Source organism: Streptomyces sp. NPDC092045, assembly GCF_044756005.1.
Lineage (GTDB): Bacteria > Actinomycetota > Actinomycetes > Streptomycetales > Streptomycetaceae > Streptomyces.
This window is the reverse complement of sequence record NZ_JBIVSC010000018.1, coordinates 49892-71831: the sequence shown is the minus strand read 5'-3', so window position 1 is coordinate 71831 and position 21940 is coordinate 49892. Positions and strand designations below refer to the sequence as shown.

Here is a 21940-nt window from a genome sequence, read left to right as displayed (position 1 = left end):
CCGTACTCGCCGGCCACGATCTCCCCGTCCGTTCCGCAGACTCCTGCGGCCAGCCCGTCCACCAGCAGCTCACCCTCGCCGCACACCGGGTCGGGAACATCGCCCACCCTGTGGCCAGGTTGCTACGGGCTGGTGAGCACTTGCGGGGACAAGGCCTTGAGCAGGGTGTTGGTCCAGTGCATCTGACGCAGGGTCTGGGGATGGCAGGAGGAGGCGAGAGTCAGAAGCCGGGCGTCCTTCAAGGCCTGTGCCGCTTGGGCGAGCATCTCCCAGTGCAGTGAGTTGTACGTCGCGGCCAAGTGGACTTCTCGCAGGTCACGCAGGAGCAGCAGGCCGGGTTCGGGGCGGCTCCCTCCCCTCTCCGACGCCTTCTTCCGGAGTGTGGCGAACAGACCGTGGGAGGAGCCGTCGGGCGGACCGTCGAGGTCCAGATCGTAGTGGATGGCGATGTCGGCCAAGCGCTGGACGTGCTCCCGGGACCAGGCGGCGACATCGGTGGCGACGTGGTGGATCTCGTGCTCGGTACGGTGTCGCTCGGACAGGGCCGTGAGGTCGTCGACGAGATCGCGTTCGCCGTGGTGGAGGGTGCGCAGGATGAGTTTGACGCCGTTCACCGGCTTCCTTCCTTCCTGTCCCATGCGGGATGCGGGACCTGGGTGACGTGCGCGGCGGGGCCGCCGGTAATGGCCGGCACGTGACGCGGGGCCGTCGGGGCGGAGGCGGTGGTGGTGGGCGCCGGCGACGGGGTCCCGTCGCCGCGTTCGACGAGGGTGAGCGCGGCCGCGGCGGTCTTGAACAGCGGCTGTTTGGACGCGGGGTCCCAGTCGGTGATCGTGGTCTCGTTGGCCGCACGGCCCGGTGTGGAGGCGTCCGGACCGGAGCCGGCGGGCGTGTCCCAGTAGCCGTAGTGGAAAGGGACGAAGAGCACTCCCGGCCGCAGGTCGGTGACACGCAGCCGTCCCCGCAGAGCGCCGCGGGGGGAGCGGACCTCGACCAGATCTCCCTCACGCAGGCCGGTCCGCTCCGCGTCCTTCGCCGAGACTTCCACCCACACGTCGGGGGCCGCCGCGTTCAACTGGGGCGCCCGGCCGGTCTTGGTGCGGGTGTGGAAGTGGTAAAGGGTGCGCCCGGTGGTCAGCTGGAAGGGGTACTCCTCGCTCGACCCCTCGTGCGGGGGGAGATAGGCGGCGGCTTTGATCATGGCCTTGCCGTCAGGGTTGAGGGAGCGGTACTCCATCGCCCCGTCCGCCGCCCCGGTTACCAGGTCCTTGCCGTAGTTCTCGCACACGTCGGGGTGCGCCCACGTGATGCCGTCGGTGTACAGCCGACCGGTGCCCTCGGGCGCCCGTTCGTTGACGGGCCACTGGATTCCGCTGCCGCCCCGCAGCATGTCGTAGGACAGGCCGGTGTAGTCGCACGGGCGGCCGGCGCTGCACCGCTTCCACGCCTCGAACGCGCTCTCCGGGTCCTGCCAGGTGATCAGCGGACCGCCGTCCTTGTCGCGGAAGTCCATCCGCCGAGCGTAGTCGAGGAAGATCTCGAGGTCGGGCCTGGCCCCACCGGGCGGTTCGACGGCCTTCTCCGAGAGGTGCACCGTGCGGTCGGCATTGGTGAACGTGCCGGTCTTCTCTCCCCAGGTTGCCGCGGGCAGCACCACGTCCGCGAGCTGGGCGGTCTCGGTCAGGAACAGGTCTTGGACCACCGTGAAGAGCCGCTCCTGCGACAGGACGGAGCGGACGCGAGACAGCTCGGGCAGGGAGACGGCGGGGTTCGTTCCACTGATCCAGAGCATGCGGATCGAACCCTGCTCGGCGTAGCGGAACATCTGCAGGGCGTGGGTCGGCGGGGCGTAGTGGGGGATCGTCGACGGCTCGACGTTCCACACCTTCGCCAGGTCCTCGACGTGGGCGTCGTTCTGCCAGTTGCGGAAACCCGGCAGGTCGCCGTCGGCCCCGCACTCGCGGGTGTTCTGCGCGGTGGGCTGCCCGTTCATCTGCAGCACCCCGGCGCCCGGCCTGCCCAGCATGCCCCGGATCAGGTGCAGGTTGTTGACCTGGACGGCGGCGGCCGTCGCCTGGTGGGACTGGTAGACGCCCTGTAGCACCGTGGACAGCAACCGGTCGGCGGTGCCCAGGAGCTCGGCGGCCTCGGAGATCCGGGCGGCCGGGACGTCACAGACGCCGGCCGCCCACTGCGGCGTGCAGTCCGCGACCCGGGCCGCGAGCTCCTCGAAGCCGACCGTGTGCGCGCGTACGTAGGCGTGGTCGACGCGGTCGGTCCGGATGACCTCGTGCAGCAGGGCGTTGAACAGCGCCACGTTCGTGCCGATCCGGGGAGCGAGGTGCACGGCCGCCCTGCGGGCCACCGGAGTGGGCCGGGGGTCGACACAGAGCAGACGGGGCGGATCGGTGCCCTCCAACCGGTCGAGGACGCGCATCCACTGCACGGGCTGCGTCTCGGCGATGTTGTGGCCGAAGAGCGCGATCACGTCGGCGTGGTCGATGTCGTCGTAGCTCCCGGGCTGTCCGTCGCAGCCGAAGGACTCCTTCAGCGCCTCGGCCGCGGTCGAGGTGCACAGGCGCGTGTTGCCGTCGAGGTGGTTCGTCCCGATGCCGGCCCGGGCCAGGACCGCGAGCGTGTAGTACTCCTCCAGGAACAGCTGCCCGCTGGTGTAGAAGCCGAGGGAGCCGGGGCCCCGCTCGTCGAGCAGTTCGCGGGAGCGGGAGACGACGCGGTTCATCGCGTCGTCCCAGTCGGTCTCCACCAAACGTCCGCCCTCGCGGACCAGTGGGCGGGTCAGCCGGTCGGGCGAGGCGTTGGCCTGCCAGCCGAAGAGGTCCTTGGGGCCGAGCCTGCCGCGGTTGACCCGGTCGACGGCCCGCCCCCGCACCCCGACCATCCGGCCGTCGACCACCGCGATGTCCATGGCGTCCCCGTCGGAGTGCAGGATCGAGGCCGCCTGCACCCAGCGCTGGACGTCCTCGGACCGGACGCCGTCCGCGAGACGGGTGTCCACTCTGGCCGGCCACGGCTGGTGACGCCCGTGCGGTACGCGGCCGCCCCAGGGGTCGGCGATCCGGTCCACCGAAGACTCCACCATGATCTCCTTGCCCACTGATCGACGGCTTTCCCTTGTACGCCTGAACCGCGGACCTGGCCGTAAACCACCACCGGAAGCGTTGCCGCATCACCCGGATACAGGCAGCTGCCGAGGACGAGGAACCCGCCTGACGGATCACCCACGGAGAGGACGGGCTCCTTCTCGGCTTCGCTGGTCCGACATCACGCGAAGCCGATATGTTCGGTAGGCGCGGCTGGACGGCCCTCGACCGCGTTCAACCCCTCCCAGGACGTAGAGGCCATCGCCGTATGCGACAGCGACCCGGCCGTTCCTGTGCTCCGGGCCGCGTATTCGGACCGGGTGGGCCGGCACGGCTTGGAGGTCGTCGAAGCGGTCACCCAGAGCGTGTTCATCGAGTGGGAGCCGGCCGGCAAGCGCATCACGGCCCGTATCGCTCTGTGTGCCCTTCCCCGGCGTAGAAGCCGACCAGGTCTGGAGCTCCTCCTCACCTCGGGCGGGCAGGGCTCCTTCCGGCCCATGCCTATATGGCATGTATGGGTCAGGACTAGGGCCTGCGGCGAAAGTGCTGGCAGTGGCTGCTGTGGTTGAGTAGTTCGAGGTGAAGGAGGGGCGTGACTACTTCGGGTGACGCCTAGGCTGCCATTAGCCATGGCGAGGTTCGGCAGTACTACTCGGTCTCGGCTCAGGCTCTCGAGGCCGCAGGCTTGCCGCCCACAGGGCAATGGGACGAGTCCGGCGGGACGGCCTTCTACTGGCCGAAGGGCGATCCTGCGCTCGCTCATGGGCCCTGGGCGAACGGAATCGTCGTGTTCCGGGGAACCAGGGGCGCACGTCGCGGCTGGGGCTGTGCCTCCCTCGATGCGACTGGGAGCCCCTTGCTCAAGGCCGCAAACTGGCTCCCCGTTGCCCCCTCCGCTGCCCCCGATCTGCTGGCCGAACATCTTCGGCACCTGTTCGCTGAAGGTGTTGCGACGCCTGAGCCCGAGCGTTGATGGAGTGACTGCGGTGTTCGGTCACGGCCATTCGTCGAGGACTGCGACCAGCACAGTCGCTTCGTAGCGGACGGCGAGCTCGTCGTACCTGGTGGCGACAGCGCGGCGGCGCTTGAGCCGGTTGATGCTGCATTCGACCGCGTGGCGCTGTTTGTAGTCGGTCTTGTCGAACTTCGGCGGCCGGCCGCCGAGGGAGCCAGGCTTGCGCCGGTTGCGGACCCGGCCCGCCGGAACCGGGATTGTCGCCTTGATGCCGTGTCTGCGCAGGTAGGCGCGGTTCTTGCGGGAGTCGTATGCCTTGTCGGCTCGGACTCGGTTCGGGCGCTTGCGCGGCCTGCCGAGCCCCAGCCGGGGAACTCCGATAGTTTCCAGGACCCGTTCGAACTGCGGGGAGTCGCCTCGCTGGCCGGCTGTGATCACCACGGACAGCGGCTTCTGTCCCTGCTCGACCGCAAGGTGGATTTTGCTGGTCAGGCCGCCGCGCGATCGTCCGAGTCCGTGGTCGGCCGGCTCGGAAAAGATCCCGCCCGGTGACTCCTTCTGAAGGTCCCCTTTTTCGTCGCTCCGGCGGCGTGCTGGTGGGCCCGGTAGACCGTGGAGTCGACGTTGACGTCCCAGGTGATCAGGCCTTTCGCGTCCGCCTCGGCCTGGAGTCGGGTGACGATCCGGGCCCGGGTGCCGTCCCGCTGCCAGCGGCGGAACAGGTCATAGGCTCGATCCCACGGCCCGTGGCGTTCCGGCACGTCCCGCCACGGGGCGCCGGTCCGGGTCCGCCACCGTATGCCGTCTATCAGCCGTTGCCGAGTCCACACAGGCGGCCGGCCCGGCTTGATGCCCCGCGGCAGCTCTGCTTTTCCGGTGTCGAGTGTGCGGGCCCGCAGGATGGTGAGGCCGGCGTGGGCGGCCGTGGCCAGGGTGATGTGGCGGTGCCGGTCGGGACGGCGGCGGGCCTGGTAGTCGTCCAGGCCGCATTCCTGCTTCGCGCTCTGGAAGCACTCCTCGACCGCCCATCGGGCGCCGGTCATATGAATGAGCTGGTCAAGGGTGGTGTCGGCGGGGCGGTGGGCGATGTAGGAGGAGATCTCCCCGGGCCGGCTGACGCCGCGGCGGGCGATCACCCGGTGCCTGCGGTTCTCCCGGTGCGAGGGCCGGACCTCAACCCTGGCCCAGTCGAAGACGCGGGGTCCGTGGGCTCCGTTGTCGCAGGAGCGGCGTTTTCACTTCTGCCTGGGCAGGTCGTGGACGGGGTGGTCCAGCTGCCCGCGGCCCCGGAGTACTGCCGCTGGACCCGGCCGGGCGAACACCCTTCCTCAGGAAACCGGTGTCGTCGACGATCAGCACCGCATCCCGGTCGCCCAGGTGCTCGACGACGTACTGACGCACGTCGTCCAAGACCTCCTCCGCGTCCCAGCCGATCCGGTTCGACAACCGGTGGGGTCGGTCCGGACACCCATGCCCGGCCTCCTCGGCAAGCGTCCAGCGGTTCTTCCACTCCAGCGGAGCGAACAGCCCCCGCATATACGCCAGCGCCGACTCACGCGGCTCCGACCTGACAAAACGGTGCACGAACCGCTCGTGCGGAGACTTCAGTTCACCCGCCCACGACCGGACGTCAACCAGCACCCCACCCATGGCCAGACCAACGACCCACCTGCCGAACCGTCACGACAAGCACCCTTGCAGCACTAACGAGCTTGTGCACGGCAAGTGGTGAGACGTTGAAGGCTTTGGTGGGTACGGTGCCCGCCTCTGGCCGTGGCGGGTTCAGGTCTGTGGTCTGCTGGTGCGACAGCAGACCACAGACCATTACCGGCAGGGTTGGTCGGCCGCGGTGACCACCAGGCCGACCGGTACCTTTCGGCGTCTTCCCGTCAGCCATGCATGAGCTCGTCAAGCGGCGGGGGTGGGATAGTCGTCGTAGAAGCCGCGGCCGGTCTTCACCCCGAGGTGGCCGGCGTCGACGTAGCTGCGGAGCAGCGTGCGCGGACCCTCGGGCAGGTGCGGGTTCTCTGCGGCGTAGTGGTTCTCGATGTCGAGCACCACGTCGAGGCCGACCTGGTCCATCATCCGGAACGGGCCGGCCTTGAGGCCCATGTTGATCTGCCACATCCGGTCCACATCCTGGGGGGTGGAGACGCCCTCGGCGACCACGGCCAGGGCCTCGCGCTTGATGGCGGCCCAGATGCGGTTGAAGATAAAGCCGGTGCTCTCCTTGTGGGCCTCGAACGGGAAGACCCCGTACTTCGGCAGTTCCTCCTTGAGGAATGACAGCACGTCCGGGTCGGTCCGGCCGTCGGACATCAGGTCGACGGCGTTCTGTTTCGGCGGCATGTAGAAGTGCATGTTGACGACGCGTTCGGTGTGGGTGACGCCGTCGACGAACCGGCTGGTCGGGTAGGACGAGGAGTTGCTGGCCAAGATCGCGTCGGAGTCGGCCTGCCGGTCGAGGTCGGCGAAGACCCGCTTCTTCAGGTCGAGGTGCTCGGGCACGGCCTCCACGACCAGCCAGGCGTCCGCCACGGCGTCGGCCTGGTCGTCGTGGGCCACGACGGTGCCCGGCCGGCCCGCCTCGACGGTGGCGGCGACCTCGCCGACGTGCTCGGCGACGTAGGCGACGGCCTGCTCGGCGACGGCACGGTTGGGGTCGAAGATCCGGACCTCTCCACCGCGGGTGGCGAACATCAGGGCGATCCGGCGGCCGAGGGTGCCCGCGCCGATCACGGTGACAGGGCGGGACTCGATGCGTGTGGGGAGGACGAAAGCCATGGTTCTGCGCTTCTTTCCGGAAAGGTGGGGGATGGGGCGTGCGGTCCGCGGTTACGGCAGGCACAGTCCGGTCAGCGGGGTGCCGAGGGCGGCCACCTCGCGCGGGGCACGGCCCGCGGCGGGGCCGTCCGGGAGAGGGACCTCGCGGATGTGCCCGCCGAGGTCGGCGACGTAGGCGAGGCCGGCGGCGGTGTCGATGGCGAGGCCGATCGCCTCGGCGAAGCCGGACGCCAGGACCTCCGGTGGCGTGCCGGACCCGCCGGGGCCGGGCAGCGGGGCCCGGTTGAGGGTGTTGCCATCAGGGGCCGCGCCGCGGTCGGTCCAGTACAGGGTGTCACCGTCGAGGTGCAGGTCGATCGGTTCGGGCAGGTGGTCCCAGAGCACCTCGACGTCGGTGCGGTGCTCGGCGCTCTGTCCGGCGGGGATCTCCAGGCCGGCCCGCAGGATGCGGCCTCGGCCGCCCTTCGCGGGCCCCTTCTGGGTCCAGTACAGGTGGCCGCGGACGAGGTCGACGGCGATGCCGACGCACTCCCCGGTGACCCCCTCGGCGGCGGGCGTCACCACGAGGTCGGTCAGGCTGCTGCCGTCGGTGCGCACCCGGCTGATCCGGTGGCCCTCGCGGTCGCACCAGTACAGGGCGCCCGCGCCGTCGGAGGTGAGCTGCTTGCCGGTGGTCATCGCTCCGGCCGGGACGAGGTCGCGCCGCGGGCCGCCCGGGCTCCAGGAGTGGATGCCGCCATTGCGGCGGGAGAAGTCGTAGCCGCCCTCGCCCGGGGTGCCGGGGTCGATGTCGGGCGCGCCCATCGTGGTCCAGTACACGGCACCGTCCACCGCGACCACGCCGTCCGGGGCGTCCCCGGCGTCCTCGACCAGGGTGCGCACCCGGCCGTCGGCGGTGTCCACCTCCAGCACCCGGCCCGGGACGAGCTGCAGCGCCAGCAGACGTTTCGGGGTCGCTCCGGCCGCGGTCACTTCCTGCCCCCTTCGGTGGCGCCGGTCGGAGGCTCGGGCCAGTCCAGCGGAGCGAGAGCGGCCCTGGTGCGCCGGTCGCGGAGTTCGGCGAGGCGCCGGTATGCCTGCTCACCGGTGCCGTAGGCCGCTTCGACTGCGTCGAGGACCTCGCCCATGCCGGCCGGGTCGGGGTTGCCGGTCTCGAAGGTCAACTGGGACCCGACGTGCTCCACCAGGTGCCGCATGCCTGCCGGTCCGCCGCCGAGGGCGCCGCTCTCGAACGGCCCGATGGTGGCCCAGCGCAGTCCGAGCGAGGCGCGGACCAGGTCGTCGAGATCCGACACGTCGATGACGCCCTGCTGCACCAGGTAGACGGCCTGGTCGTTGAAGACCTTCTGCAGGCGGTTGCCGACGAAGCCGGGGATCTCCCTCTTCAGCCGGATCGGCAGCTTGCCGAGCCCGCGGTACACCTCCACGGCCCGGTCCACCGTCGCGGCGGAGGTCTGCGGTCCGGGCACCACCTCCACCAGCGGCATCAGCTCGGGCGGGTTGAACGGGTGACCGATCACGATCCGGTCCGCCGCCGGGTTACCCTTCGCGATCACGGAGGGCACCAGCGAGGACGAGGACGAGGCCAGGACCACGCCGTCCGCCGTATGCGCGGCCAGCGTGCCGAATATCTGCTCCTTGGCGTCGGTGCGCTCCGGCCCGGCTTCCTGGACGAAGTCGGCGCCGACGGCCGCGGCGGCCAGGTCACCGGTGGCCGTCACCTCGAAGCCCGTCAGGTCGCGAGCCACCACCTCGGCCAGGTCGGGCCGTGGGTCGCTGATCCGGACCTCCCAGCCCGCTTCGCCGAACAGCCGTGCCCACGAGATGCCAATGACACCGGCCCCGACGACCGTCACGACCGCCATGGAGATCACCCCAGAGAAACTCAGAAGGACAGGAGAGCCCGGCCCCAGTCCGTCACCGGAACGGATTCCAGGAGAGGGGCCGCCCAGTGGGGCGGCAAGCCGACGGGGCCGAACGGGGTCGGACTGCGACGGTGTCCCAGGGGCCGTGCACGATCCAGTCCACACCTGCCCAGCCAGGTCTGTCCAATATATGATCTAGGTATGAGCGATAGGTCTAATGATATTGCGCTGTCTCGGCGGCTGTTGGAGCAGTTCCTCACCGTGGCCCGGGAAGGGCACTTCGGACGGGCCGCCGAGCTCCTCGGCATGAGCCAGCCGCCGCTCAGTCAGTCGATCCAGCGCTTGGAGCGGATGCTCGGCGTCCGCCTGCTGGACCGCGGCCCCGGCGGGGCCAGGCCGACCGCCGCCGGGCAGGTGTTCGCCGCCGATGCGCAGCGACTGCTCGACCTGCAGGGCGCCGCGGTCGCCCGGGCCCGCCGGGTCGCCGACGGCGTCGAGGGCGACCTTCGGGTCGGCTACGTCAGCCTGCTCAGCCACCTCTACCTTCCGGCGGTGCTGCGCGCCGCGGCCGAGGAGCTTCCGGGGCTGCACATCCACCTCCGGCACGGCTCCTCGGCGGCGGTGGCCGACCAGGTGCGGACGGGCTCGCTCGACCTCGGCTTCCTGCGCGACCCGGCCAGGCTCTCCGCCGACCTGGTCAGTGCCGTCGTGGCCACCGAGCGGATCGAGGCCGCCGTCCCCCGCGGCCACCACCTCGCCGGCACCGGCGGGATCGAACTGGACCGGCTCCGCGACGAGGACTTCGCGCTGCCCGACCCCACCGCCCTGCCGGTGCTGGCCGAGCAGGTCCACCTGGCCTGCCACCGGGCCGGCTTCACCCCCAGGGGCACCGTCCTGGCCGACGACCTCAGCGGCCTGCTCAGCCACGTCGCTGCCGGGCGGTGTGTCAGTCTGCTGCCCGCAGGGGCCCGGCAGCTCACCGACGAGGCGGTGCTCATCCCCCTGCTGGGCGACACCGGCGACCTGCGGACCACTGTCCGGGCGGTGCACCGCACCGACGCAGACCCGACCGTGACCCGCCTGCTCCAGGTGATCGCGAGCCTGCGCCCCGGGCACGCCTGCTGACCTTTTTCGTTACGGGTCGGTGCGTGATAGCGGCTGGGATGCGTCTGCCCTGTTCGGAGTCGTCTTCAGGGGTGATGTTGCGGTCGGAGACGAGGGCGGCGATGGCCTGGTAGGTGGTGGGCGGGAGCTCGCCGGTTCTTCAGGTGGGCGATGCCGTGCTCGACCCGGATACGGCATGAGGAGTGCGCCTTGCGCTGCCGCTCGTGCGTCTCCTCGCGCCGGTCCGGGCGTCGTTCTTGAACTTCCGGTGCGGTGGCGTCACTACGCGTCTGCCGGTCCGGGCGCCGAGTCCCTGGTGGCCGGCATCGGCAAGGACCTCGACGACGGGCCCGTCGGCCAGGAGCTCGACCAGCCCCAGCTGGCGGGCGTGGGTGATGTCCGCGCAGCTGCCTGGTCCGGCCGGGCTGCCGAAGAGCACCCGTCCGTTCTGGTCGGTGAGGATCATGGGTTCGACGGCGTTCTGCTCGTTCTTCCCGGAGATCAAGACGCCGCGGTCCTCGCGTCCGGCGGCCGACCGACGGACGCGGATCCCGGTGCCGTCGATGATGCCGGTCTGCCCACCGGCGCCGAGGTGGTCGACGGCTCCGGCCGGCGTCCGCAGCCGGACACCGGGGCTGATCGTGCACCCCCGCTCGGCGAGCAGGGGCCGTATCTCACCCATGGCCCGTGTGATGGTGGAGCGGTCGACCGCGAACCAGCAGGCCGGCACGTCGCGGGTAACCCCATGACGAAGGTGCACAAGCGTGGCCAGGCGCCGGTCGACGAACACCGTCCGGTGCTTCGCACCGGCGCCCACAGTGCGCTTCCGCGGCCGAGAGGTCGGCTTGGCCCGGTGACGCTCACGCCGCGACGGACCTACGTCGGCGACGAGTTCAGCGATCACATCGGCCGGCAGACCCGTGATCCGACGGTTGCCGACGATCGCTGCACGGGTCGCGTTCCCCGCCACCCGACCGTGATCAACCGTCCCGGGTGTGACATCTCACCGCTTACCGTGCACGAGCTCGTTAGCCTGCCCCGTGTCGAACCGCACTCGCGCCAGAGGCGGGCGCTTGCGCGTCTTCGTCGAGCAGGAAGGCTTCGGTCTCCCCGAAGTCGGGCGCCTGGAAGGGATGTGTGGCGGGGGGCGGCGATGCTGCGGTGGTGCAGGGGGACGTCTCTACCGGAGCGGAGAACGGCGAGGTCAGGTCGATGAGAGGGATCCTCTTTCTTGCGGGTCGATGGACGGGTCTGGTGTGCCGTGACCGGGCACGGCAGTTCTACAGCTTGCTCATTTTGGCGTACGGACTCAAGATCCGTTCTTGCGTCGAGCCGAAATCCACGACCGCCGCTATCCCGTCCTCGATGCCGGTGACCCGGCCGAGGCCGTGCACATCGTGTGTGACCTGGTCGCCTACGGCGAACTGCTTGGGAGGCGGCGTGACCGGGGCTTTGAAGGGGCTGGTGGGCAAAAAACGCTTCGGTGCACTGGGCTTTGTCATTGCTGTCAGTATGCACCCACGTGTACCCGCTACGCCGTTCTCGTCCGCAGCGCGCGTAGCCGAGAAGGCTCCGGTTGAAAAGCAACGGACCTCGTCGCCCACCTGGGGCTTCGCTGTGGAGCGGAGGACGGGAATCGAACCCTCGCCGTAGGCCTGGGCATCACACGGAGCCGGCTGAGGGCTGTCCCGTAAACGATGTCCGAGGCGGCGGTGTGCTACCCCATGACCGCGCGGGCCGCGTCCAGAAACGCCAGTCGGTTGTCCTCCAGGTAGTCGCGCACGCTCTCGTCGTCGGGCAAGCCCTCCCACACCGTCCGGTTGAGGTCGAGGAAGTACGCGCGTGCCGCGTCGTGCACGGGCAGGGGGAACTGTATGCGGATGAGGCGCTCCGCGACCCACAGCCTGTTCATGACGTCCCGGGTCGTGAGGAACCAGGCGTCGGTGTCCTCCCACTCGGAAGGCCGGCTGAAGGCGGAGCGTTCGGCCTCGGCCCCCACCTCGATGAACCGCTCCAGCAGCGCCAGTCGTTCCCCGCGCCGGGCCTCCGACAGGGCGATCTGCTGCCGTTGTTGTTCAGCACGTTCCGCCGAGAGTTGGGTCCTGTGCTGAACGAGGTAGGACAACGAGCCGCCGAGGACAACGCCGCCCAGCGATATGAGGGATACCCAGACCTGACCTGACATGGCGGTCATCGTGCCATGCCGTCGCTCTTTGGGACGATCTCGCTGTGGCTGGTGTGATCACGGCGTCCGAGCCGTCCTGGACGGTCCCGTTCACCGGGCTGAGCCCGCGTCGGTTCGGCAAGCTGGTCAGCGAGCTACGGCGCGAGGGCGCTGATCCGGTACGCAAGGGCCGGCCGTGGAGCCTGCCGCTGGAGGACCGGGTGCTGCTGGTCGCCGCGTGTTGGCGCACGAACCCGGCACTGCGGCAGCTCGCCCTGCTGTTCGGCATCTCGAAGTCCGCGGCCGACCGCATCACCGGCCACCCCGGGCCGTCGCCGGCGCTCCATCCGCGCAGGCGGTTCCGCAAGGACACCGTGCTGATCGTGGACGGGACCCCGGTGCCCACCCGTGACCACACGGTCGCCGAGCGGTCGAAGAACCACAGGTACGCGACCAACCACCAGGTCGTCATCGACGCAGACAGCCGGCCCGTGGCCGCCGTCGGCCGGCCCCTGCCCGGCAACCGCAACGACTGCAAGGCGTGGGAACCCTCCGGCGCGAAAGACGCCGTCGGCCGCACCGCGGTCATCGCGGACGGCGGCTACCGGGTAACCGGCCTGGTCGTCCCGCCCCGTCGCGACCGCGGCCAGACCGAGCCCCCGGCGCGGAAAGAGGAACACAACGCATCTCACCGCAAGGTCCGCGCCCGCGCCGAGCACGTCTTCGCCCGAACGAAGAGCTGGAGGATCCTCCGCGACTGCCGCCTGAAAGGTGACGGCGTTCACCACGCCGTGCTGGGCATCGCCCGCCTGCACAACCTCCCCCTGGCCGGGTGACAGAGAAACGGGAGGACCAACCAGCACGCCGTAGATCATTTACGGGACACCCTTTAACCGTCCCCCCGCACGTGCGGTGGGGTGGCAGGCCCACTGGCTGGTCATCGAGGACACGCGGACCGAGGAAGGGTCGCTGCTGTTCGGCCGGGAGGACTTGGAGATCTTCCACTCGGTCTCGACCCACGGCAGCCTTGACCTCGACGGTTCATAAAAAGGCGAACGCGTCTCTCTGCACGGGCATGCACGAACGGAAACCGGCCCGGACGGGCCGGCCCTTGTCCGGGCTGGTCAGCGGCTTGTCCAGCTCCTGTTCGGGACCGTACGGAAACGACTGCGGAGGGCCGAAACCAGCGTTGTCCACGTGCCGCGGGGCCGGTCACCATGTCCGCATGGCGAATGTGGGGGAGTTGCAGCCGCAGGGGACCCGTGATGTGGGGGAGTTCACGGCCGCCTTACGACAGCTCAAGGAGCGTTCCGGGCTGACGTACCGACAGCTTGAAGAACGGGCCGCCGAGCACGGGGGAGTGCTGGCTCGCAGCACGCTGGCGGACGTCCTCGGCGGGAAGACGACCCCGCGTCCCGAACTGGTGGCCGAGTTCGTGCGAGCCTGCGGAGACGCGGAGCGGGTGCAGGAATGGCTGGAGGCCCTGGAAAGGACCGTCAGCGGTGCGGCGGGCCGGGACGAAGACCACGACGGAGGCGGGGGCGCAGACGGTGCGGGACCTCCCGGTCGGCGCACCGGGTCGGCACCGGGCCGACGTCGGCTGTACGCGCTGCTGGTGGGGCTCGCTGTGCTGTCCGTCGTTGCCGTCACCATCTGGCTCCTCGGCTTCTTCGGTGAGCAGGACGGTTCCAAGGAAAAGCCGAACCGGACCGCCCTGCCGCAGGGCCCCGTGCAGATCCGCCCGGTCCTGGCGGACGGGCTGTGCCTGACCGACGGGCATGCCGAGGGGTACGAACCACTGGTGGCCGTGCAGCGTCCGTGCGAGGACGTCGCACCTCAGCAGACCGAGCTCGTGCCCGCAGCGGACGACACGTTCCGCGTGCAGTGGTACCACCCCGACCACGGCAAGGGCTGCCTGAACTCGGTGACCGTCGGCACCGGCGCCGCCCTGCTGGAGCCCTGGGACGACTGCGGGAAGACGAGCAGGTTCCGCATCGAGCCAACAGACTCCGGCCGAAGCGACCAGTACGTTCTCCGGTTGGTCGGCGACGGGTGCGTGGGCATGAGCGGCTCGGGGACGGTCGCCGGGGTGCCGGCGGTGACACAGCCCTGCGACGGGAGCAGGAAGCAGATCTTCTCCATCTCGCCCGCGTAGCTCAGGAGAGCTGTGCCCAGAGGGTCGTAAAGCGGGCGGGAGCCGCGAACGCGGCCCGGCGGGTGGCGCAAGCGACGGTAAACGCTCGCGCCACCTGGCCAGGAGCCGTCAAACCTGCTCCGCTGCGGCCGACCTCCAGGCCTCGTCGGCCCGCAGGGCACTATGGCTTCGGGCGACGCCTGTTCGTGGTGTGTGACAGACGCGGGCGGGTGCGATGCGGCGCCGGACCGCGACCATGAGGCCGGAGGCCCGGACATTTGCGTACACCGGGAAGCTCACCCTCGCCGCAAACTTGTTCGCCCTGCACGTTCCATGCTGGGTTGGTGCATGGGCTCCGGGCAGTGTTCAGCAGTTCTTGATCGTCCCTGCATCGACCTTCACGTTGCCGGAGTAGATCCAGCCATTGCGCCAAGACGAGTCGGCCGGGTCGACGTAGTACCAGGTGTTGCCCGAATCGGGGTTGCGGTACTTGCATACAGCCCACAGTCGCGTGTCCACGTCCATGTCGCTCCACCCGATGAAACCGCAGCCCGCAGCCGGCCCGTACCTCAGCCGGATCTCCTTGGTGGTCCGCATGCCCACGCCGCCGCCCGACCCGGTGGGGTCCCAACTGCAGTTCACAGCTGCGGGAGCCGGGTGGGCTGACAAGGCGCCCGCCTGAGTGGCTGCTGACGCCGACGGCAGCATCGCGAAGGCTGCCGCCGTCGCAACGAGGGCTGCTCCGAGTCCTTTGGACAGTTGCGAGATCTCCTCCTTCATAGTCCTGCTGAGCGTCCGCGGAGCAGGCCGAGGTGGAGGTCGGCGCGTATCTCGTAGCGGATCCGTAATCGCTTGAACTGGTGGAGCCAGGCGAAGGTTCGCTCGACGACCCAGCGGGTCCTGCCCAGACCGGAGCCGTGCGGGACGCCGCGTCGGGCGATCTTGGGCGTGATGCCGCGGGCCCGGAGGATGCGGCGGTACTTGTCGTCGGCGTAGCCGCGGTCGGCGAACAGCCGGCCCGGCCGGTGCCGCGGCCGGCCGCGCATTCCCCGGATGCGGGCAATCGCGTCCAGCGGCGGCGTCAGCCGGGTGACGTCATGCCTGCTCCCGCCGGTCAGCGTCACGGCGAGAGGAGTGCCGTGCCGGTCGACGATCAGGCGGTGCCTGCTGCCCGGCCGCGCGCCGCCTGCCGGCGAAGATCCGGTGTGAGCCCCGCTCCCAGGGGCCGGATGTGCGAGCCGTCGATCGCGCAGACGTCCATGTCCAGCAGACCGGCCTTGCGCAGCTCGGCCAAGAGCGCTTCGTGCAGGCGGGGCCAGACGCCGGCCTCGGTCCGGTCCCGCAGACGGCGCCGAGCCGTCACCCCGCTGCGGCCGGTCCACTCGGCGGTACCTTTCTCCGGCTGACGTTCTTGCGCAGCACGTGAACGATGCCTCGCAGGGCGGCACGGTCGTCCGCCGGCAGGCGCCCCGGATACCGATGGCGCCGCGGCGGACGGGACGGCAGCAGCGGAGCGATGCGTTCCCAGAGGTCATCAGGCACAAGATCATCCGAAACCCACACCACTCCGCCGTCCGAGCCGTACTCACGAGCGGTCTGGCACCGCCTCGCCCCGGGCGGACCCACCGAACGCACGAACCTGACCTGGCTGGAGGGAATGGCCGAGCATGGGGTCCAAGCGCACTTGCCGCCCTCCACGTCAAGCCATCCGCACACCCGGCTGCTGGGCTTGGACGCGGTCCGCGGCCGGGTGAAACTTCTCGATGCTCCGCACTCGACTTCCGAGTGGATCGCCCTTCCCCGGCCGGTCGATCCGAGCAACGACTGCGTCCGCTCAGCGGCTTTCACCACCCTGGCAGGGAGCAGCGTGCTGCTGACGGGCACCCGCCCGATCTGGCGCCGGGAAAGCAGCGTGGCAGGCCGGCACGACCGCTCGGCCGAAGACGAGACACCGCGCACCGACGTCACGAAAGGCCGGCTGTGGGACGTATCGGTGGGCACGCCCGGCAGGGGCACGCCGCTGGAGCTCCTCAGCGACGTCTGCCTTCTCCTGCCGCACCACGCCGAGGCCGGGACGCGGTGGGCGGCCCAGCAGGGGCGGGAAGGCACGACGGAAGTCATCGATCTGTCGGCGGACAGCGGATACCAGATCCGGCTGAACCGGCCGGTGGCCAGACCCCGTTCGAACATCGGCCACCAGACGATCTCCGAAATCGACGTCTTCCTGTGCTGGACCGAGTTGGCCGACGGAGGCGCCGTCCTGCTCCTTCTGGACCTCGTGGCCTGCGACGACGCGCATGCAGCTCCAGGCACCGTCTGGCACTCCGCAGCCCCCGAGACCCCGCGCCGGCTGGGTGTACCTGCCTGCCGGTTGCTGTGGACGGGACGGGTCCCGGCTGGCGACACATTGGTCGCGGTGAGCGACGAGCAAGGCGTGGCACGGTGCCGTCTACCAAGTGGCGAGAAGGTGCGGTCGGCGTCCCTGCCAGCGCTCGTCACCTCCCTCGTCGCCCTGCCCACGAGCCCTGTCCTCGACATCGCCGTCGGCATCCGGCAGGGAGTTTTTTCCTGCGCCCGCGGCTGTCCCGGGCCTGGCGGAAGCGGCTCGGTTACGGGTGACCTGACCCGTCGGGGCGGGAGCCCGAAGCGTACTGGAGGCACACAGCCCCCGCTCCGAGAGCCACGCCCCTCAGGATGTGCATTCTGGCCGCCGCTATGACCGTAGGCGGCTTGCCACGGCTCGCCACAAGAACTCGTATTGCGGGCCAGTGGCACAGCACTCTTGATCGGCTTCTGAGCGACGCCTAGGCTCCCATGCCCATGGAGATGGGGGAACCAGATCGCGGGCGGCGGGCATGGCACGACGGGCTGGTCAGGCGTCGGGTGGCCGCAGTTCTGCTGGCCGGGACGGGGCTGGTCGTTCTGTGCACGGTGTTCGTCATACTGCCGGGGGTGGTGGTCGACCACGACCTCGCCGGGGCGAGCGTCGCCGCGCAGGACCGGCTGAAGGCGGTGAACGATGTCCGTACGGCGCTTCTGCAGGTGGTCGGCGGCTTGGTCGTCCTCTTCGGAGCGTACGCCACTTGGCGGCAACTGCGGGTGAGCCAGGACGGTTTGCGCGCCACCCAGGAGGGCTACGTCACCGACCGGTTCAGCCGGGCCGTCGACCAGCTCGGCAGCGACAAGCTGGATGTGCGCATCGGCGGGTTGCACGCGCTGTGGCGGATCGCGGAGCAGTCCGCCCGCGACCGGGAGGCCATCATCTCCATCCAGGCCGCGTATCTGCGTACACACCTGGCCTGGCCACCCGCCGGGCCGGAATCACCGGCGGCGGACGTGCCCATCAACGACATCGCACCCCTGGAGACCCGCGCCGCCGATGCCCAGGTGGCGCTGACCGCGCTCGGCGTGCTGTGCCGGCACCGGGAGCAGTCCTGGGTCAATCTCAGCATCACCGATTTGCGCCGAGCCGACTGCGACGGGCTGTGGTTCCCCGAGGTCAACTTCGATCGCGCCTGCATGGAGGCGGCGGGCCTGTACCACGCCAATCTGACCCAGGCGTCCCTCGTCTCGGTCAACCTGCGGCACGCCGACCTCACGACTGCGATTCTCCGCCGGGCTCGCTGCATCCTGGCCGACCTACGGGCCGCGAAGCTGGTCCGAACCGACTTGCGTGACGCCGACTTCACCGAGACCGACCTGCGCGAGGCAAACCTGCGGAAGGCCGACGCCCACGGCGCGATCTTCCACCGCGCCGACCTCCGCATGGCCGACTTGCGCGGCACCGACTTGAGCACCGCCGACCTTGTCGAAGCACGTCTGACCGGCGCCCTGGCCAGTGAGCACACCCGCTGGCCCGCCGACTTCGACCACACGGCCGCCGGAGTCGTCGACACCGATGACCCCGGACCCGAGCCCTCGCCCCTACTCCAGCCGCCCGGGATGACGTGGCAGGCACCGCCGCTGAGGTCCACTCCCTGACCAAGACGCACCGGTCAAGACTGCGGCGACCGCGATCCGGCTGACCGGCGTCATTCCTCCTCGGCGGCGTCCTGACCACGCGGAGCCCCGGGCCGCCAGGCAGATCCGGGAGCTGATATCGCTCCCAAGGTCGTAAGACCTTTACAGAGGTGGGCACGGCGAGTTCCTCCGGGACGCACGAAGCCCCCGGCCGGTCGGCCGGGGCGGTGGTCGCTGTTCGCGTCGAAGGGCGTCGGTGATGTGGTGCTCAGTCGTGGTGGGTGGGGCTCGGACGGTCGTGGCGCAGTATTCACACGGTGTCGTAAGGCGTCGTCGCCGAGGAGTGGCGGCATCTCCTTCCTCCAGCGGTCGGGGTGGAGCAGGTGGCAGCCGGCGGGGCACCAGCGATCCTTGATGCCTTCTCGCCGAGGGAAGGAGAACTGGGCGCCGAAGACTGGTGGCCTGGGTCAGAGATTCGCCGCCTACTGCCGACGAATCTCTGACTCAGGTCACTAGGGCCTGTCTCTTTGATCGGACTTCAAGGACGCCATTCCTCGCGGTAGTCCGGATGCTCTGCATAGGACTGCGCGAGCACGCGGAGCGTGTAGGTGAGGCCGACGAAGCGCGGGTCTGTGGGGTCCATGGCCTCGCAGTCCCGCGCAAGCATGTCGATCAGGTCGAGCATCGGCAGGTGACTGTCAAGGATGGCCTCGCCACCGAAGCGGTAGGCCACCTCGGCGTAGGCATGGTTGTCCGCCTCGTACCGGGCGTGAATGAACCTCAGAAGGTCGTCCATAGGGTGATCCTCGCGTGCTGATGCCGCAGCCGGAAGCCCTCGCCTTCTCGGTCAGCACCTTGTCCAGATGAGGATGCCCGCGAGATGCAGTGCGGCCTGGTAGGCGATGGCGAGCCTGTCCGTTCGCATGGCCAGGCCGCGCCACTGCTCGAGCCGGTTGACGCACCGCGCTCGACGGCGTCGCGCTGCTTGTGAGCCTCGGCGTCGAAGACTGGTGGTCGGCCTCCGTCGCGGCCTCACCGCAGCCGGTGGACGACCTGGTCGGACGGTTGCCGGACGACAGCGCGGATTCCGCGTCGGCGGAGGTGATTGCGGATCGCGCGGGATGAATACGCGCGGTCCGCCAGGGCGGCACCGGGTCGGGTTCTCGGTCGTCCGAGTCCGCTTCGCGGAACACGGATGCCTGCCATGACGGTCTCGAAGGCCGGGGCGCCGCCCGCCTGCCCTGCGGTGATATGAAGGGCCAGAGGTCGTGCACGGTTATCGCCGGCAAGGTGGACCTTCGTGCTCAGGCCGCCACGGGAGCGCCCGAGGGCATGAGCGTCAGGTTCGGCCCGACGTGACGCCCCCTTTTCCTGGCGCCGACGGCGTGCTGGTGGGCTCGGCAGACGGTGGAGTCCACCGAGACGGTCCAGCCGATGTCGGCATCAGCGTCGGCCGCTGCCAGAACTGCGGCAAGAATGCGTTCCCGAGTCCCCTTCACAGCCCGTCTGATCAGCCGTTTGTGAGCAGTCTGGAACGAGCCGAGCTCGTCCGGCAGGTCCCGCCAGGGAGAACCGGTGCGGTATTTCCACGCGATGGCTTCCAAGGTCCGGCGGTGATCGGCCCATCACCGACCGCGGACCGGATCGGCCGGCATCAACGACTCGATCCGGTCCCACACCGCATCAGTGATCACTAATCGAACGAACACATCCGATCAACTGACCAACCGATCAAAGAGACACGCTCTAGGGGGAGGGCCGGGCGTTGGGGGCTTGTCCGAGGGTGGGGTGGCAGGTGATGACGGTGTCGATGCCGATGAGGGTCAGGACGCGGTGGACGGCTTCCTGGGGGCCGCGATGCGCAACCAGCCCTGGGCGTCGGTCAGGTGCTGGTGGGCGGAGATGAGGACGTTGATGCCGCTGGAATCCATGAAGCTCACGCCGCTCATGTCCGCCACGACCCGGAGCGGCGTTCCGGCTTGGTGCTGGGTCAGGGCGTCGCGCAGGACGTCTCTGCCGGTGTGGTCGATCTCGCGTGCAGGGCGACGACGCGGACGCCGTCGACCGTGTGGTGCGCTGCGGACGGACGGCTCGGCAGGTCTGCTTTGTCGTGGCCGCTCATGGTCTCCTCAATCAGCCCTTACGCCTGTCCCCCCCCGGGGGGCGGGAGCGTGTGCGGACGATTCTGCCCCACCACGCAGGCCGCCCCACACCCGCACGGCCGTCCCGGCCGGCCCGCGCCGGGCAGGGATCGGACGGGCGGGTGGTCGCACCGGGTGAAAGGTAATGAAGGCGAGGCCAGGACCGGTCCAATCCCGTGATGGCGACGGCGACGGCGCTGCCCAGCCCCCGCCGGACGGGTACCGGATACGTGCCGGGTATGCCTTCGACGGCGACGTCGGCTGCATCGCCGACGCCCGCCACCACGCCGCCGCCTTCCTCGAGACGGCCCGCGCCGTACACCGCCTGACGGTCTCGGACCGTGCCAGGGATCTGACCGTGCTCGTCGTCGGCGAACTGGTCACCAACGTCCTCAAGTACGCCCCCGGCCCGGTGCTTATGGAGCTGCGCGCCACCGCCGAGGTCATGGACGTCGTGCTATGGGACGGCGACCCCACCCTCCCCACGCTCAGAACGGCCGGCCCGGGCCGGGCAGCACGGCGTGGAGATCGTCGAGGCCGTCACCGAGGCGCTGTTCGTCGAGCAGGAGCCGGTCGGCAAGCGCATCACCGCCCGCATCGCCCTGTCCGACACCCTTGGTCCTGCGTAACAGCCCGCTCCACTCCGCCTGCGGGCACACGCACGAGGGTTTCGGCGGCCTCATGCCGCGGCCAGCAAGCAGAAAGCTGTGCTGAGGGTGGGAGAAGGCGGACCGGGCGACGCCGGTGGCGTCGGCGGGGTTCAGTTGGTGGTGAGCATGCCCTCGCGCAGGTGCCGCAGGGTCCGTGACAGCAGGCGTGAGACCTGCATCTGGGAGATGCCCAGGTGCTCACCGATCTGGGCCTGGGTGAGTTCGTCCACGAACCGCCAATGGATGATCTGCCGGGATCGGTCGTCCAGGTCGGCGATCAGGGGGGCCAGGGCGTGGAAGTTCTCCACCAGTTCCATCGCCGTGTCCTCGACGCCGATGAAGTCGGCCAGGACCGCTTCCCCGTCGGTGCTGCCACTGAGGGTGGCGTCCAGGGAGGCGGAGGCGTAGCCGTTGGCGGCCACCTTGGCCTCGACGACCTCCTGCTCGGTCAGGCTCATCAGCTCCGCCAGTTCCCTGACCGTCGGGGCGCGGTCCAGCCGCGAGTGCAGTTCCTCGGTGGCCTTGGCCAGTTCGATACGGGCCTCCTGCAGACGGCGTGGTACGTGGACCGCCCAGGAGGTGTCACGGAAGAACCGTTTGATCTCGCCGATGATGTAGGGGATCGCGAAGGTGGTGAACTCCACCTCCCGCGACAGGTCGAACCGGTCGATCGCCTTGATCAGCCCAATCGTGCCGACCTGGATGATGTCCTCCATCTGGTCCGCCCCGCGGCTGCGGAACCGGCCCGCCGCGTAGCGCACGAGGGAGGTGTTGATCTCGATCAGCGTGTTGCGCGCGTACTGGTAGTCAGGAGTTCCCTCCTCCAGCACGGTCAGGCGCTCCAGGAACTGCTTCGAGAGCGAGCGCGCGTCCTTCGGCGCCACGTTCTGCGGGTCGGACACCACTGGGAGCCGCTCGACCAACACCTCGGCCCTGGCCTGTGTGTTCGACATCGTCGTTGCCGTCATGGTCCTTTTCCCTCCCTCGGCGAGCCACCGCATACCCCGGCCTGTTCGAATTATGCGGTGTGCCACGCGGACGAGTGACCCGTGTGCGGCGCGGCCGGGGAACCGTACGCGGGG

The 21940-nt window shown here is 69.8% G+C and carries 20 protein-coding genes and 4 pseudogenes; 6 read left to right on the top strand and 18 right to left on the bottom strand.

Features of this window, described 5'->3' with window-relative positions:
- Positions 1-122: 122 nt before the first annotated feature.
- The 8 genes and pseudogenes from ACIQKA_RS28625 to ACIQKA_RS28590 form a co-directional block, all read right to left on the bottom strand.
- Positions 123-614 (bottom strand): hypothetical protein, encoded by a 492-nt coding sequence (locus ACIQKA_RS28625; RefSeq protein WP_383158364.1) that lies wholly within the window; start codon positions 612-614, stop codon positions 123-125.
- On the bottom strand, positions 611-3097 hold the full coding sequence (locus ACIQKA_RS28620) for a molybdopterin oxidoreductase family protein (RefSeq protein ID WP_402542864.1): 2487 nt from the start codon (positions 3095-3097) through the stop codon (positions 611-613). The genes ACIQKA_RS28625 and ACIQKA_RS28620 overlap by 4 nt, the downstream gene beginning before the upstream one ends.
- A gap of 998 nt (positions 3098-4095) precedes the next feature.
- Entirely contained in the window at positions 4096-4548 is a 453-nt protein-coding gene (locus tag ACIQKA_RS28615) for a transposase (protein ID WP_402542863.1), read from the bottom strand.
- Positions 4545-4886 carry a transposase gene (locus ACIQKA_RS28610; protein ID WP_402542862.1) on the bottom strand — a complete coding sequence of 114 codons (342 nt, stop codon included), beginning with the start codon at positions 4884-4886 and terminating at the stop codon, positions 4545-4547. Before ACIQKA_RS28610 ends, ACIQKA_RS28615 begins: the two co-directional genes overlap by 4 nt.
- A 33-nt stretch (positions 4887-4919) precedes the next feature.
- Positions 4920-5706: pseudogene (locus tag ACIQKA_RS28605) on the bottom strand (transposase); the annotation flags it as partial.
- Between the two features lie 258 nt (positions 5707-5964).
- Positions 5965-6840 (bottom strand): 3-hydroxyacyl-CoA dehydrogenase family protein, encoded by an 876-nt coding sequence (locus tag ACIQKA_RS28600; protein WP_402542823.1) that lies wholly within the window; start codon positions 6838-6840, stop codon positions 5965-5967.
- Positions 6841-6891: 51 nt separating this feature from the next.
- The gene (locus ACIQKA_RS28595; protein WP_391097012.1) at positions 6892-7812 is read right to left on the bottom strand and encodes a hypothetical protein; all 921 of its coding nucleotides are present in this window, start codon (positions 7810-7812) and stop codon (positions 6892-6894) included.
- Positions 7809-8705 carry a 3-hydroxyacyl-CoA dehydrogenase NAD-binding domain-containing protein gene (locus ACIQKA_RS28590; RefSeq protein ID WP_391097013.1) on the bottom strand — a complete coding sequence of 299 codons (897 nt, stop codon included), beginning with the start codon at positions 8703-8705 and terminating at the stop codon, positions 7809-7811. The genes ACIQKA_RS28595 and ACIQKA_RS28590 overlap by 4 nt, the downstream gene beginning before the upstream one ends.
- Before the next feature lie 243 nt (positions 8706-8948).
- Here ACIQKA_RS28590 and ACIQKA_RS28585 point away from each other — a divergent pair, with 243 nt between their 5' ends.
- Positions 8949-9830, top strand: coding sequence for a LysR family transcriptional regulator (locus ACIQKA_RS28585; RefSeq protein WP_402542822.1), 882 nt, complete (start codon positions 8949-8951; stop codon positions 9828-9830).
- Between the two features lie 139 nt (positions 9831-9969).
- Here ACIQKA_RS28585 and ACIQKA_RS28580 read toward each other — a convergent pair whose 3' ends face one another.
- From ACIQKA_RS28580 to ACIQKA_RS28570, 3 genes are all read right to left on the bottom strand, one after another.
- Positions 9970-10491, bottom strand: a complete 522-nt coding sequence (locus ACIQKA_RS28580) for a transposase family protein (RefSeq protein WP_402542861.1) — start codon at positions 10489-10491, stop codon at positions 9970-9972.
- 598 nt (positions 10492-11089) lie between these two features.
- Positions 11090-11311 (bottom strand): hypothetical protein, encoded by a 222-nt coding sequence (locus tag ACIQKA_RS28575; RefSeq protein WP_383158381.1) that lies wholly within the window; start codon positions 11309-11311, stop codon positions 11090-11092.
- Positions 11312-11526: 215 nt separating this feature from the next.
- A complete protein-coding gene (locus ACIQKA_RS28570) occupies positions 11527-12003 on the bottom strand; it encodes a hypothetical protein (protein WP_383158383.1) in 477 nt (158 codons plus the stop codon).
- A gap of 35 nt (positions 12004-12038) precedes the next feature.
- Between ACIQKA_RS28570 and ACIQKA_RS28565 the strand changes: the two genes are divergently transcribed.
- Positions 12039-12809 (top strand): transposase, encoded by a 771-nt coding sequence (locus ACIQKA_RS28565; protein ID WP_402542821.1) that lies wholly within the window; start codon positions 12039-12041, stop codon positions 12807-12809.
- A 389-nt stretch (positions 12810-13198) separates the two neighbouring features.
- Entirely contained in the window at positions 13199-14128 is a 930-nt protein-coding gene (locus tag ACIQKA_RS28560) for a helix-turn-helix domain-containing protein (RefSeq protein ID WP_402542820.1), read from the top strand.
- A 345-nt stretch (positions 14129-14473) separates the two neighbouring features.
- On the opposite strand, the gene ACIQKA_RS28555 is transcribed toward ACIQKA_RS28560, so the two are convergent.
- Positions 14474-14887: a hypothetical protein gene (locus ACIQKA_RS28555; RefSeq protein ID WP_402542819.1), complete on the bottom strand. Its 414-nt coding sequence runs from the start codon at positions 14885-14887 to the stop codon at positions 14474-14476.
- Positions 14884-15670: pseudogene (locus tag ACIQKA_RS28550) on the bottom strand (IS5 family transposase). Before ACIQKA_RS28550 ends, ACIQKA_RS28555 begins: the two are co-directional and overlap by 4 nt.
- A gap of 166 nt (positions 15671-15836) precedes the next feature.
- Between ACIQKA_RS28550 and ACIQKA_RS28545 the strand changes: the two are divergent.
- Complete coding sequence (locus ACIQKA_RS28545; RefSeq protein ID WP_402542818.1) at positions 15837-16826, top strand: hypothetical protein; 990 nt, start codon at positions 15837-15839, stop codon at positions 16824-16826.
- A gap of 107 nt (positions 16827-16933) precedes the next feature.
- The gene (locus ACIQKA_RS28540) at positions 16934-18088 is read left to right on the top strand and encodes a pentapeptide repeat-containing protein (protein WP_391097033.1); all 1155 of its coding nucleotides are present in this window, start codon (positions 16934-16936) and stop codon (positions 18086-18088) included.
- A gap of 517 nt (positions 18089-18605) precedes the next feature.
- Here the strand turns inward: ACIQKA_RS28540 and ACIQKA_RS28535 are convergent.
- The 4 genes and pseudogenes from ACIQKA_RS28535 to ACIQKA_RS28520 form a co-directional block, all read right to left on the bottom strand.
- Positions 18606-18863: a DUF6221 family protein gene (locus tag ACIQKA_RS28535; RefSeq protein WP_383160518.1), complete on the bottom strand. Its 258-nt coding sequence runs from the start codon at positions 18861-18863 to the stop codon at positions 18606-18608.
- Between the two features lie 51 nt (positions 18864-18914).
- Positions 18915-19776 (bottom strand): annotated as a pseudogene (locus ACIQKA_RS28530) (IS5 family transposase).
- Positions 19777-19890: 114 nt separating this feature from the next.
- Positions 19891-20061: an STAS domain-containing protein gene (locus tag ACIQKA_RS28525; RefSeq protein ID WP_402542860.1), complete on the bottom strand. Its 171-nt coding sequence runs from the start codon at positions 20059-20061 to the stop codon at positions 19891-19893.
- Positions 20058-20189, bottom strand: a complete 132-nt coding sequence (locus ACIQKA_RS28520; RefSeq protein ID WP_402542817.1) for a hypothetical protein — start codon at positions 20187-20189, stop codon at positions 20058-20060. The genes ACIQKA_RS28525 and ACIQKA_RS28520 overlap by 4 nt, the downstream gene beginning before the upstream one ends.
- Before the next feature lie 164 nt (positions 20190-20353).
- On the opposite strand from ACIQKA_RS28520, the pseudogene ACIQKA_RS28515 reads away from it, so the two are divergent.
- Positions 20354-20837: pseudogene (locus ACIQKA_RS28515) on the top strand (ATP-binding protein).
- 131 nt (positions 20838-20968) lie between these two features.
- Here the strand turns inward: ACIQKA_RS28515 and ACIQKA_RS28510 are convergent.
- Complete coding sequence (locus tag ACIQKA_RS28510) at positions 20969-21826, bottom strand: RNA polymerase sigma factor SigF (RefSeq protein WP_383431572.1); 858 nt, start codon at positions 21824-21826, stop codon at positions 20969-20971.
- Between the last annotated feature and the right edge of the window lie 114 nt (positions 21827-21940).